Annotated in this window: 14 protein-coding genes; all 14 read right to left on the bottom strand. The window is 67.2% G+C overall.

The window, feature by feature from the left end; all coding sequences use genetic code 11:
• Window positions 1–777, bottom strand: coding sequence for an ABC transporter ATP-binding protein (locus IEX25_RS01330; protein WP_188713712.1), 777 nt, complete (start codon window positions 775–777; stop codon window positions 1–3).
• Entirely contained in the window at window positions 774–1,751 is a 978-nt protein-coding gene (locus tag IEX25_RS01325) for an ABC transporter substrate-binding protein (protein ID WP_188713711.1), read from the bottom strand. Before IEX25_RS01325 ends, IEX25_RS01330 begins: the two co-directional genes overlap by 4 nt.
• Window positions 1,752–1,776: 25 nt before the next feature.
• Window positions 1,777–2,610, bottom strand: a complete 834-nt coding sequence (locus IEX25_RS01320) for an ABC transporter permease (protein WP_188713710.1) — start codon at window positions 2,608–2,610, stop codon at window positions 1,777–1,779.
• Between the two features lie 4 nt (window positions 2,611–2,614).
• Window positions 2,615–3,967 carry an LLM class flavin-dependent oxidoreductase gene (locus IEX25_RS01315; RefSeq protein WP_188713709.1) on the bottom strand — a complete coding sequence of 451 codons (1,353 nt, stop codon included), beginning with the start codon at window positions 3,965–3,967 and terminating at the stop codon, window positions 2,615–2,617.
• 75 nt (window positions 3,968–4,042) lie between these two features.
• The gene (gene msuE, locus IEX25_RS01310) at window positions 4,043–4,600 is read right to left on the bottom strand and encodes an FMN reductase (protein ID WP_188713708.1); all 558 of its coding nucleotides are present in this window, start codon (window positions 4,598–4,600) and stop codon (window positions 4,043–4,045) included.
• A 257-nt stretch (window positions 4,601–4,857) separates the two neighbouring features.
• Window positions 4,858–6,177 (bottom strand): TRAP transporter large permease, encoded by a 1,320-nt coding sequence (locus tag IEX25_RS01305; protein ID WP_188713707.1) that lies wholly within the window; start codon window positions 6,175–6,177, stop codon window positions 4,858–4,860.
• Window positions 6,174–6,695, bottom strand: a complete 522-nt coding sequence (locus tag IEX25_RS01300; protein WP_188713706.1) for a TRAP transporter small permease — start codon at window positions 6,693–6,695, stop codon at window positions 6,174–6,176. The genes IEX25_RS01305 and IEX25_RS01300 overlap by 4 nt, the downstream gene beginning before the upstream one ends.
• Window positions 6,696–6,712: 17 nt before the next feature.
• Window positions 6,713–7,741 (bottom strand): TRAP transporter substrate-binding protein, encoded by a 1,029-nt coding sequence (locus IEX25_RS01295; RefSeq protein WP_103171845.1) that lies wholly within the window; start codon window positions 7,739–7,741, stop codon window positions 6,713–6,715.
• Window positions 7,742–7,766: 25 nt separating this feature from the next.
• Entirely contained in the window at window positions 7,767–9,029 is a 1,263-nt protein-coding gene (locus tag IEX25_RS01290) for a lyase family protein (RefSeq protein WP_188713705.1), read from the bottom strand.
• A complete protein-coding gene (locus IEX25_RS01285; RefSeq protein WP_188713704.1) occupies window positions 9,026–9,172 on the bottom strand; it encodes a hypothetical protein in 147 nt (48 codons plus the stop codon). The genes IEX25_RS01290 and IEX25_RS01285 overlap by 4 nt, the downstream gene beginning before the upstream one ends.
• 11 nt (window positions 9,173–9,183) lie before the next feature.
• Window positions 9,184–9,876 (bottom strand): protocatechuate 3,4-dioxygenase subunit alpha, encoded by a 693-nt coding sequence (locus tag IEX25_RS01280; protein ID WP_188713703.1) that lies wholly within the window; start codon window positions 9,874–9,876, stop codon window positions 9,184–9,186.
• A gap of 1 nt (window position 9,877) precedes the next feature.
• Window positions 9,878–10,600: a protocatechuate 3,4-dioxygenase subunit beta gene (pcaH, locus tag IEX25_RS01275; protein WP_188713702.1), complete on the bottom strand. Its 723-nt coding sequence runs from the start codon at window positions 10,598–10,600 to the stop codon at window positions 9,878–9,880.
• Window positions 10,597–10,998 carry a 4-carboxymuconolactone decarboxylase gene (gene pcaC / locus IEX25_RS01270; protein WP_188713701.1) on the bottom strand — a complete coding sequence of 134 codons (402 nt, stop codon included), beginning with the start codon at window positions 10,996–10,998 and terminating at the stop codon, window positions 10,597–10,599. The genes pcaH and pcaC overlap by 4 nt, the downstream gene beginning before the upstream one ends.
• Before the next feature lie 168 nt (window positions 10,999–11,166).
• On the bottom strand, window positions 11,167–12,336 hold the full coding sequence (gene pobA / locus IEX25_RS01265) for a 4-hydroxybenzoate 3-monooxygenase (protein ID WP_188713700.1): 1,170 nt from the start codon (window positions 12,334–12,336) through the stop codon (window positions 11,167–11,169).
• Between the last annotated feature and the right edge of the window lie 24 nt (window positions 12,337–12,360).

Here is a 12,360-nt window from a genome sequence, read left to right as displayed (position 1 = left end):
TCAGTGCAAGCCGAACTCTGCCATGAGGCGGCGGCGCATCGCGACGAAGCGGGCTTCGCTGCGGTCGCGCGGCCGGGGCAGGTCGATGTCGATCAGGCGGGGAACGCCGCCCTTCTCGCGCGGCATGACCAGCACCCGATCGGCAAGGAAGATCGCCTCCTCCAGGTCATGGGTCACCAGGATCATCGTCGCCTGCTGTTCCTGCCAAAGGCGGGCGAGTTCGTCCTGCATGGTCATGCGCGTCATGGCATCCAGCGCCCCCAGGGGTTCGTCCAGCAACAGGATCTTTGGCTGGACGGTCAGGGCGCGGGCAATGCCGACCCGCTGGGCCATGCCGCCGGAAAGCTGTCCCGGCAAGGCGTTCTCGAACGGGGCCAGTCCCACAAGGCGGATGTGGTGGCGGGCTTCTGCCTCTGCCTTGGCCTTGGGAACGCCGCGCGCCTCAAGCCCGAAGGAGACATTGCCCAGCACCGTCAGCCAGGGCAGCAGGCGCGGTTCCTGGAAGATGATCGCCCGTTCGGTGCCGACGCCCCGGACGGGGTGGCCGTCGATCAGGACCTGGCCTGCATCCGGCTGTTCCAGTCCGGCCAGCACCCGCAGCAGCGTGGTCTTGCCGCAGCCCGACGGACCCACGATGGCAAGGCTTTCGCCCGCGCGGATGCCAAGGTTCAGGTCGCGCAGGACCGGCAGCGTCTTGCCGCCAAGGGTGAAGGACTTCGACAGGCCGCGGATCGCGACCGCATCGCCCCGGCTGGCCTGATGCGCGACCATCGTCATTTGGCCGCCAGATCTTGCGCCGGAGCAAGCAGGATGTCCGCAGCCTTCAGCTTGCCACGTTCAAGCCGTCCCTCGCGTTCCAGGACGTCGATCCAGAATTGCAGGTCCCGTTCGGTGGCGCGGCCGCCCTCGCGCACGCCATAGCCCTGGAAGAACTGCGCGACCTCGGGGTTCTCTCCTCGGCCGTCCAGGACGCGGGCGAAGATGGCGCGGGTTTCTTCGGGATTGTCGCGCGCATAATCCAGCGCGCGGGCCGAACCCTCGACAAAGGCCTGTGCCTCGGCCGGGTGGGCCTCGACCCAGTCGCGGCGCAGGACGACAAAGCCGCCGGCGATCTCTCCCAGAACGTCGGTATCGTCGAAGACGGCGCGCAGACCTCCATGCTCGCGGGCAAGTCCCTCGAAGGTCGTCTGCCAATAGCCGAAGGCCGAGACATCGACCTGGCCCGACCGAAGCACCTGTTCCAGTTGCGGGCCGGGCACGGTGACAAGGTTGGCCGCGTCCTGCGGCAGCCCCTTCTGGTGCAGCGCCTCGCGCACGGTATAATCCAGGTGCGCGCCCAGCGTGTTCACCGCGACGGTCTTGCCCGCGATGTCCTCGATGGTCCTGATGGGGCTGTCCTCCAGCACATAGAAGATCGACTGGACCTGGTCGTTGATGCCGTTCGAGGGATATGCCGCGACGAAGTCGGCCCCTCCGGCGATGGAATTCAGCACGGCGGCGGTCGCGGCGCTGCCGAGTTCCACGCTGCCGCCCGCCAGGGCCATCAGCGATTCGGGGCCGCCGCTGGCATAGCCGGCATTTTCCAGCGTGATGCCGGTGCCCTCGAAATAGCCCAGTTCGGCGGCAAGTTCATGGGCTGACAGTCCGCCATGGCTGGCAAGATAGCGGATCGTCACATCGGCCTGCGCGGCGGGGACGAAGGCAAGGCCAAGGGCCGTGGTCAGGGCAAGATTGCGAAATGCGAAGGTCATGGTCGTATTCCTTGAAGGGGAAGGATCAGCGGGTGGCCTCGGCCCAGCGGCACAGACGGTGCTGCAAAAGGACGAGGACGGCGTTCGCGACAAGGCCAAGCGCGGCCAGCAGGAAGATCGCCCCGAACATCAGGGGGATCTGGAAGTTGTACTGGGCGTTCATCACCTGGAAGCCGACGCCCTTGTTCGCGCCGATCATCTCGGCCGCGATCAGAAGCAGCAGCGCGGTGGTGGCGGAAAGCCGCAGCCCCACGAAGATCGCGGGCACCGACGCGGGCAGGACCACCCGGCGGAACACCGTCAGGCGGCTGGCGCCGAAGGTCCGCGCCATCTCGACCAGCCTGCGGTCCACCTGCTTCACGCCGCCGATGGTCGCCAGAAGGATTGGAAACAGCGTGGCCCAGAAGATGACGAAGACCTTGGACGCCTCGCCCAGTCCCAGAAGCAGGATGAATACCGGATAAAGCGCTAGGGCCGAGGTCTGGCGGAACAGTTGCAGGATCGGCTCAAGCGCGCGTTCCACTGCGGCGATCTGGCCCATGAAAAGGCCCAGGGGAATGCCGATCACGACCGCCGCACCGAAGGCCAGCCCGGACCGCTGAAGGCTGATGGCGATGTCATCCAGCAGCGCGCCCGAGGCCAGACCCTTCCACAAGGCCGCCATGATTGTGTCCAGCGGCGGGAAGACCGCCGGGTTGACCCAGCCCCGCGTGCTGGACGCCTGCCACAACAGCAGGAAGGCGATCAGCAGGCCATAGCGGGACAGAAAGCCCTGTGCGCCGACCGCCGCCCGGCGCGAGACTGCGGCGACGGGGAATGGCCTGCCCTTGGCCGGGGTATCGACGGAATGCAGCGTCATCGCCTTACTCCGCCGCCTGCAGGGCCGCGCGGGCGGCGGCGTGGCGGTTGACGGGATAGGGCAGGCCCAGGTTCTGACGCAGGGTTCGGCCTTCGTATTCGGTGCGGAACAGACCGCGCCGCTGCAGTTCCGGGATCACCAGGTCCACGAAGTCGGTCAGCCCCGCCGGCAACCAGGGCGGCAGGATGTTGAAGCCGTCCGCGCCCTCGTTCTCGAACCACTCCTGCAGGGTGTCGGCGATCTGGACGGGCGTGCCCACCACGGTGAAATGTCCCCGCGCCGAGGCGACCCACTGGTAAAGCTGGCGGATCGTGAACCCGTTCTCGTCGGCGATCTGGCGGATCAGGGCCTGGCGCGACTGATTGCCTTCGGTATGTTCCAGTTCCGGCAGCGGCCCGTCCAGGTCATGGCCCGTCAGGTCCAGTGACCCACCGGTCAGCCCCTTGATCAGCGCGATGCCGTCCTCCTCCAGGATCAGGCTCGTCAGGCGGTCGTACTTTTCGCGCGCTTCGGCTTCGGACCGGCCGACGAAGGGCGAGACGCCAGGCATGATCAGGATGTGGCCGGGGTCGCGCCCCAGGCCACGGGCGCGGGCCTTGATGTCGCGATAGAATTCCTGGGCGGTATCCAGCCGCTGGTGGGCCGTGAAGATCACCTCGGCCGTGGCGGCGGCAAGGCCGCGCCCGTCGTCCGACTGGCCTGCCTGCACGATGACCGGATGGCCCTGCGGGCTGCGGCTGACATTTAGCGGGCCTTTGACCTTGAAATGCTCGCCCGCGTGATCGGCATGATGGACGCGTTCGGGGTGATAGAAAACACCGCTGTCCTTGTCGCGGATGAAGGCGTCATCCTCGAAGCTGTCCCACAGCTTGCGGACGACCTCGACATGTTCGGCCGCGCGCTTGTAGCGGTCGGCATGGGGAAGCTGCCGGTCCAGGTTGAAGTTCCGGGCCGCCGCCTCGGTCGCGGTCGTCACCACGTTCCACCCTGCCCGCCCGTCCGAGATCAGGTCCAGCGAGGCGAACTTGCGGGCGGTGTTGTAGGGTTCCTCATAGGTGGTCGAGGCGGTGGCGATGAAGCCCAGGTTCCTGGTCAGGGGCGCCAGGGCCGCGAACAGGGTCACCGGCTCGAAACCGGCGACCTTGGCATTGCCCCCTTCGGTGCTGCCGCCGAAGGCCACGGCCAGGCCGTCGGCCAGGAAATAGGCATCGAACAGGCCACGCTCCGCCTCTCGGGCCAGTTCGGCATGAAAGGCGAAGCTGGTCGCACCATCGGCAGGCTGGTCGGGATGACGCCAGGCGGCGATATGTTGGCCGCTGCCCGGCAGAAAGGCGCCAAGGCGGATTTTGCGGGTCATGATACACTCCTTCAGGATGCAGGGGGCTGCCCCACCGCGAAGGGTGGGTGGAAAGGTCATGGGTTTCGATCGGGATCAGGCGGCGGAAATGACCGCAGTCCGGGCGGTGGACAGCCAGGGCGTGAACTGCTCGACCGCCCGGTCCAGCCGCGCCAGCAGCGCGTCCGAGGCCGGAACCCCGTCGCGGAAGTCGCTGCCCTCGCCATAAACACCCGTCGGCAGGGTCGCGGCCTCGAAAAAGCCGAACAGCGGACGCAGTTGATGTTCGATCACCAGGGCATGCCTGCTGCCGCCGCCTGTGGCGGTCAGCAGCACGGGCTTGCCCGCCAGGGCGGCGGGATCGATCAGATCGATCATGTGCTTGAACAGGCCGGTGAAGCTGCCCTTGTAGACCGGCGTGCCCACGACCAGAGCATCCGCCAACAGGATCGCGTCCATGACCCTGCGCGCAAGCGGGTCCATCTGATCGAGTGACTGGCTCTGCCCCAGGGATGGCTGCAGGTCCGAAATCTCATAGGTGGCTGCGCTGCAGCCGAAACGGCGGGCGGCGCGAGACACGGCCAGATCCACAAGGGCCCGTGTCCGCGAGGGACTGCTGACGCTGCCCGAGAAGCCGATGATGCGTTGGGGCATTTCGCTTTCCTAATAACGACTGATATTGTCGATATTGGGCGTTCGAACTGCCAGAGGCCATTCCAAAGATCCCCGCCGAGGGGAACGGAATCGTCTGCGATGCAAAGGAACGGGGGATGTTCGTTCCCTGCTTCCCCGTTCCTGCCGCTTTGTCCTGCGATCCCCCGACGGAATACGGATCGGATCGGCGCGCGTGAGCAAGCGACCGATCCTGCCACCGGTCCGAAAGGGGACGCGCAGGGTGCTGCAGGAAGCCCTCAGTTCCAGAGCCGCACAAGGCCAAGGCTGATGACCGGAAAGGCGATCAGTATGGCGATGCGGATCATGTCGCTGATCAGGAAGGGCAAAACACCGCGAAAGCTTTCGATCATCGGCACGTCGCGCGCCAAGCCGTTGATGATGAAGACGTTCATGCCCACGGGCGGGGTGATCAGGCCGACCTCGACCACGACAACGGCCAGGATGCCGAACCAGATCAGCGTTTCCTCGCGCGACATCCCGAAGTCGAGACCGCCGATGATCGGATAGAAGATCGGGATCGTCAGCAGCAGCATGGACATGGAATCCATGACGCAACCCAGCACCAGGTACAGCGCCATTATCGCCAGAAGGATCATCATGGGCGACAGGCCCGAGTTCTTGATCGCCGAGGCCAGCAGCATCGGTGTCTGGGTCTGCGCCAGGAAGGCGTTGAAGATCTCGGCCCCCAGAAGGATCAGGAAGATCATGGCCGAGGTTCCGGCCGTGCCGCGCAGGCAATCCATGATGCCCGGCAGGCGCATTCCCCCGTGCAGGACCGCCAGAACGCCCGTGCCGAAGGCGCCGACGGCCGCGGCCTCGGTGGGCGTGAACCAGCCCCGGTACATGCCGACGATCACCAGCGTGAAGATCAGGATCAGCGACCATGTCTCGCGCAGGGCGGACAGCCGCTGGGACCAGGTGGCGCGGGGGCCGGCGGGGCCGTCCTGGGGGTGGCGGCGCACGAAGACCGCGACCGCCAGCATGTATCCCACCGCCGCCAGCACGCCCGGCACCATCGCGGCCACGAACATCTTGGCGATGCTCATTTCCGCCATCAGCGCATAAAGGACAAGAATGACCGAGGGCGGGATCAGGATCCCCAGCGTCCCCCCCGCCGCCAGCGATCCCGTGGCAAGCGCCCCGCTGTAGTTGTAGCGGCGCATTTCCGGCAGGGCGACCTGGCCCATGGTGGCGGCGGTGGCCAGGGACGACCCGCAGATCGCCCCGAAGGCCGCGCAGCCGCCGATCGAGGCCATGGCCAGCCCGCCCCTGCGATGGCCCAGGAAGGCCGCGGCCGTGCGATAAAGCGCGCGGCTCATCCCCGCCTTGGTCGCGAATTCGCCCATCAGCACGAACAGCGGGATGACCGACAGCGAATAGGTCGAGAACTGGTAGAAGGTCGAGGTCTTGAGAAAGGCGAGCAGCGGCGTGGTGCCCGTCCACATCGCATAGCCCCCCAGCCCCACGGCCAGCATCGCCACGCCGATGGGGATGCGCACGGCCATCAGGGCCAGCAGCACCGCGAAAGAGGTCAGTCCGGCGGCGATCCCCGTCATGTCCGGGCCTTTCGCAGATGGCCGACCATGGTGGCCGCGCAGGTCGCGACCAGCAGCGCCATGGCCGGGATGATGACAGGGAATGCCCACCAAAGGGGGATGCGCAGCACCATGGTCTGTTCGCCGTATTGCCGCATCTCGGCCCCGCCGTGGAACAGCCGCCAGGCCAGAAGCGCGGCGATCAGCAGAAACAGCAGGTCGCCAAGCGCCTCCAGCAGGTGATTGGTGCGGGGGTTGGCCTTGCTGGTGAAGAAGTCGACCAGCACGTTGCCGCCGCTGACCTGGCACCAGGGCAGGAAGCAGAAGATGGCGATGGCGCTGCCCAGTTCGACCAGTTCGAAGTCGCCGGGGACAGGCGCCCCCAGGACCGACCGCTTGATGACGCTGGCAACCGTCATCAGCATCATCGCCAGGATCACCAGCCCCCCGACAGCGGCGAAGAAGCGGCAAAGGGCGGCAAGCCAGCCCGGCACCGGGACCGGAAGGGCGTGTTCGCTCAGCGTCGCCGGGTTGGTCATGTCGCCCCCTGCCGGCTTCACTGCGCGCGCGCCTTGTCCAGCATCGCGCGGGCGTCGTCCAGCATCGCCTGGCCGTCATGGCCCGCATCGGTCATGGTCTTGACCCAGGCGTCGATCACCGGCTGGCTGGCGTCCCGCCATTCGGCCAGGTTGTCCTCGGGGATGACGGTGATGGTGTTGCCCGCATCGACGGCCTTCTGGCGTTCGGCCCTTTCGGCTTCGTCGAAGGCAGTGCCGGCAAGCGTCGCAAGGGCCGCGCCCGAATTGTCGTCGATGACCTTCTTCAGATCGTCGGGCAGCCCGTCGTAAACCGCCTGGTTCATCACCAGGGCCATCACGGCCGAGGACAGGCCGCCGTTCTCGGTCCCGAACTCGGTGTGGTTGCGGGTGACGCTTTCGATGCGCAGGCTGCCGAAAACCTCCCACGGGATGACGGCGCCGTCGATCACGCCGCTGGTCAGCGCCTGCGGCACCTCGGGGACGGGCATGCCGACGGCGGTCGCGCCCAGGGCGTTCAGCCCGTCGGTCATGGTGCGGGACGGCGCGCGGACCTTCAGCCCGGCCAGATCGGCCAGCGAGGCCACGGCCTTGTCCTTCGTGTGCAGCTTATAGGCCGAGGGCGCGTGGATCAGCAGCGGATGCACGCCCGCAAGCTCGTCGCCCATGTATTTCGCCTGGTATTCCTGCAAGGCCGCCGTGGTTTCCGCGGCGCTGCCCGACAGGAAGGGCAGTTCGAAGACCTCGGACACAGGGAAGCGGCCGGGGGTATAGCCGAACAGCGTCCAGGCCACGTCCACCACCCCGTCGCGCGCCTGGTCGAACAGTTGCGGCGGCTTGCCGCCCAGTTGCATCGAGGGATAGATCTGCACGTCGATCCGCCCGCCGGACTGTTCCTCGACCATCCTTTCCCAAGGCTCCAGCACCCCGGTCTGGATCGGCGCGTCCGCGGACAGGAAGTGGTGGACGCGCAGCGTCACCTCTTGCGCGGTCGCGGCGGTGCCCAGGCAAAGCGCGGCCACGGTGGCCAGCAGGGTCGTTCGTGTCATGTGGTTCTCCTCCCCATGGTGATCGTCAAGACTTGCCGGTGTTGCGGCCGGGCGCCAGGATGGCGGCCCAGTCATGGCCGGGCTGAAGGCGCGACAGCGCGGTCGCAAGGGTATCGGCATCGTTTGCCGCGACCTGCCGAAGCGCCTCGGCGACGATGCGCAGCGCGTCGGGGCGCGGCATGTGGCGCGCCAGGTAAAATCCCGCAGCCTCGGCCAGCATCGCGCCCCGGTCGGCATCGAAGGTCCGGGCGATGCGGCGGGGGTTGGGCGTCAGGCTGCGCGCCAACTCCAGGGCCAGCCGCAGGCCTGCGCCGGTGCGCACCACCATGTCGGGCAGCGTCTGCCATTCCACCGCCAGGGCCGAACCGTCGCGTTCCTGCGCGTGGATCATCGCGCCATGGATCATCCCCACGCCGCCCGCGTTCAGGCGGGCGATGCCGACCAGGGCCTCGGCCGCGACCGGGTTCGACTTCTGCGGCATGGTCGAGGATCCGCCGCCGGTGCCCGCGCTGATCTCGCCGATCTCGGACTGGCCCAGCAGGATCAGGTCGGCGCCGATCTTGCCCAGGCTGCCGGTGACCAGCGACAGCCAGCCCGCCAGTTCCGCCACCGTGTCGCGCGCCGCGTGCCAGGGCACGTCGGACGACGCGAGGCCCAACTGCCGCGCCACATCCGCCCGCAAGGCGGCGGCATCCGCGCCGAAGGCCGCACCGGTCCCCGCCGCGCCGTGAAGCGACAGGGTCAGCAGGCGCGGGCGCAGTTCGGCCAGGCGTGCAAGATGCCGCAACAGGGGTGCGCGCCAGACGGCGATCTTGGCCCCCAGCGTGGTCGGCGCGGCGATCTGGAAGCGGGTCCGGGCCGGGATCGGCTGGGCACCAAAGGCATCGCCCCTTGCGGCCAGTTCGCAGTCAAGGGCGGTCAGCCGATCCTCGATCACCGCCAGGGCATCGCGCAGTTGCAGGATCAGCGCGCTGTCCTGGATGTCCTGCGATGTCGCGCCGTAATGGGCAAAGGCGCCATCCTTGTCGCAGGCCTTTTTCAGCGCGGCGACATAGGCCTGGGCGGGAATGCCCGCCGTGGCGGCAGCGGCGATCAGCGTCGCGGGATCGGGGGCAAAACCGCCAGCGACCGCCGCGATCCGGTCGGCGGCGCCAAGGGGGATCATTCCAAGCCGCCCCTGGGCCTGGGCCAGGGCCGCCTCGACCCGGCCCATGGCGGCAACCTGGGCGGGGGCGCCCATGATGGCAGCCAGGTCGGGGTCGCTGAACTGCCCGTCGGTCAACATCATGCGGTCCGCAGTCCCGCCATCGCGCGCGCCTGCTGCCAGGGGGCTGCGGGACGTTCCTGCCCTTCGGCGATCCAGGCTGCGCGGCGCACCCTGGCGGGAAGCGATCCGGTGATCGCCACGCAGAGGATGCAGGGATCGGTCATGGCACGGTCCTTCAAATGTCGAAGAAGACGGTTTCGTCGTCCCCCTGCAGGCGGATCTCGAAACGATAGACCGGAAGGCCGGCCTTGTCCTCCCCGCGCGTGGCGATCAGGGTGGCGCGGCGCTTTTCCCACTCGATCAGGTTCAGAACCGGGTCGGCTGCATTGGCCTCGGCCTCGTCGGGGAAATACATCCGCGTGTTCAGCCCGATATTGATGCCCCGCGCCACCAGCCAGAAATTCAGATGCGGCGCCATCCTTGCCGCGGCCTCATCGGTTCTGCCCATCCAGTCGGGATGGGTATCCCGCACCCGCCGCGCCACGCTGGACACCGTGGGATGGCGGCCAGCGACCGCGCCGGGCTTCACCGTCTCAAAGGACCATTCGCCGGTCTCGAAATCGGTGATGACCCGGCCCCAGCCGCGAAAGCCATCCTCGACCGCGCCGCCGTCGGGCGTGGGATAGATGCCGTCGGCATTGGCTTGCCAGACCTCGATCAGCACGTCCTTGACGGGGCTGCCCATGCCGTCGATCACCAGACCCTCGACCCGGATCCGCTGCCCCCTGGCGTTCGGCCCCGCGATGTCGCGGCCCAGTTCCTCGCGGTAGATGTCGAAGCCCGCGGCACCGGGCGCCAGGCCGATATGGACATAAGGCCCTGCCGTCTGAGAAGCGGTCTCGCGCAGATAATCCAGCGTCTGGCGCATGTCAGTTCCCCTCCAGCCGGTTTTCGAACAGGGTCGAGCGTCGGCCCCGCAGCACGATGTCGAACTTGTAGGCGAGGCAATCCAGCGGCACCGAGGCGTTCATGTCCAGCCGCGCGATCAACTGCTGGATCGCGTCCGGGTCCGGGATCGTGTGGACGATGGGGCATTGCGCGATCAGCGGATCGCCCTCGAAGTAAAGCTGTGTGATCAGCCGCTGGCAGAAGGCCGTGCCGAAGACCGAGACATGGATATGCGCAGGCCGCCAGTTGTTGATCCAGTTGCGCCAGGGATAGGCGCCGGGCTTGACGGTGCGGAAGAAGTAATAGCCGGTCCCATCGGTCAGCGTGCGCCCGCAGCCGCCGAAATTCGGGTCGATGGGCGCCAGATAGCTGTCCTTCTTGTGGCGATACCGCCCGCCGGCATTGGCCTGCCAGATCTCGACCAGGGTGTTGGGGACGGGGCGGGCATTTTCATCCAGGACGCGGCCGTGGACGATGATCCGTTCGCCGATCGGGTCGCCGGTCCTGGCATGGTTCTTGATCAGGTCGTTGTCGATCGGGTCGATGTCGCCATGCCCGAATGTCGGGCCGGTGATCTCGCTTGCGGTGTTTTCCAGCGAGATCAGCGACAGGCGCGGGCTTCGCGCCACCGAGGTCTTGTAGTCGGGCGTCAGCGCGGGCGGCTGGAGGCGGCGGTCGCGCTGATAGAATTCGGCGGGCGTCATGGCTGGCCTTTCATCTGGGTGTCTTGCGCGTCCATCTCGGCATAGGTCTGCTTGGCCAGCTTCAGCGCGTGATTGGCGCAGGGCACGCCGGCATAGATCGCGACATGCTGGAACACCTCGGCCACGTCGCGGCGCGAGGCGCCAGTGCGGGCGGTGGCGCGGATATGCATGGGTATTTCGTCGAAATTGCCGGTCGCGGCCAGCAGCGCCAGCGTCAGCATCGACCGTTCGCGCCGGCTGATGGCATCGCTGGCCCAGACTGTGCCCCAGGCGGATGCGGTGATCAGGTCCTGGAAGGGCCGGTCCAGGTCGGTGGTGCCCGCCTCGGCGCGGTCCACATGGGCATCGCCCAGCACCTGCCGCCTGACGGTCATTCCCGTGTCATGCGGGTTGGACATGGCCAATCTCCTGAAGAAAGCGGGTAAGGATGGCTGGGTGACGCATGGGCGTTTCCACGCAGGGGATAGGGTCCGCATCCTTCGCGCCTGTCGTATCGCAGGATGCGCGGCCCTTGGGAAGGCGCGGCAGCGACATGCAGATCGACCCGTTCGCCCGCGTCGTTTCCATCAGTAAGGCAGCCCCACATAATTCTCGGCAAAGGCCTGCTGCTGCGCCCGGTTGTCGCGAAGAAAGGCGATGTCTGCCTGCTGCATCTTCAGGTCGAAGGGCGACATGTCGGGATAGCGGTGCAAAAGGCCGCTGAACCACCAGCTGAAGCGTTCCGCCTTCCAGACCCGCAAAAGGGCGCGTTCGGAATAGGCGTCGATGCCCGTGCAGTCGTTGTCGCGATAGAATTGCCGCAGCCCTTCGTGCAGGTAATGCACGTCGCTGGCGGCAAGGTTCAGGCCCTTGGCCCCGGTGGGCGGCACGATATGGGCGGCGTCGCCGCACAGGAACAGACGGCCCCACCGCATCGGCTCGGTCACGAAGGATCGCAGCGGCGCGATGGATTTCTCGATGCTGAGGCCGGTGACCAGCCGGTCGGCCACCTCGGGCGGCAGGCGGCGCTTCAGTTCGGCCCAGAAGGCGGCGTCGGTCCAGTCCGAAGGATGGTCGGACAGGGCGCACTGGATGTAGTAGCGCGACAGGTTGTCGTTGCGCATCGAGCAGAGCGCGAAACCGCGTTCGGAACTGACATAGATCAGTTCGTCATGGACCGGCGGCGTCCGCGACAGCACGCCCAGCCAGCCGAAGGGATAGGTTTTCTCGTATTCGCGCCGGACCGTCAGGGGGATCGTCTGGCGGCTGATGCCGTGAAAACCGTCGCAGCCCGCCACGAAATCGCAGTCGATGCGATGCCCGGTTCCATCCCGCGTGAAGGTGACATGGGGGCTGTCGGTGTCGGCGCCGTGGATCGCCACGTCCTCGGCCCGGAACTCGGTCGGCAGGCCCGCAGCCTCGCGGGCGTCGTAAAGGTCGCGCGTCACCTCGGTCTGACCATAGACGACGACCGGGGTTCCCGTCAGTCCGCTGAAATCCACATGGAACATCCGGCCGTCCACGGCGATCCGGGTGCCGTGATGAACGTGCCCCTCGGCATGGAGACGGTCGGCCACGCCCGCCTCCTCCATCAGGCGCACCAGCCCGGCTTCAAGGACGCCGGCCCTGATCCGGCCCAGGACATAGTCGCGGGTCTTGCGTTCGATCACCACGGCGTCGATGCCCTGCCGGTGCAGCAATTGCCCCAGCAGCAGACCGGCCGGACCGCCGCCGATGATGGCAACCTGTGTGCGCATGATCCCCCGCTGCCGCCGCGAACG

It is taken from the genome of Paracoccus acridae, from assembly GCF_014642735.1.
In the GTDB taxonomy this organism is placed as follows: Bacteria; Pseudomonadota; Alphaproteobacteria; order Rhodobacterales; family Rhodobacteraceae; genus Paracoccus; species Paracoccus acridae.
The sequence above is the reverse complement of the archived record's forward strand: the minus strand, read 5'-3'. Positions and strand labels throughout refer to the sequence as shown.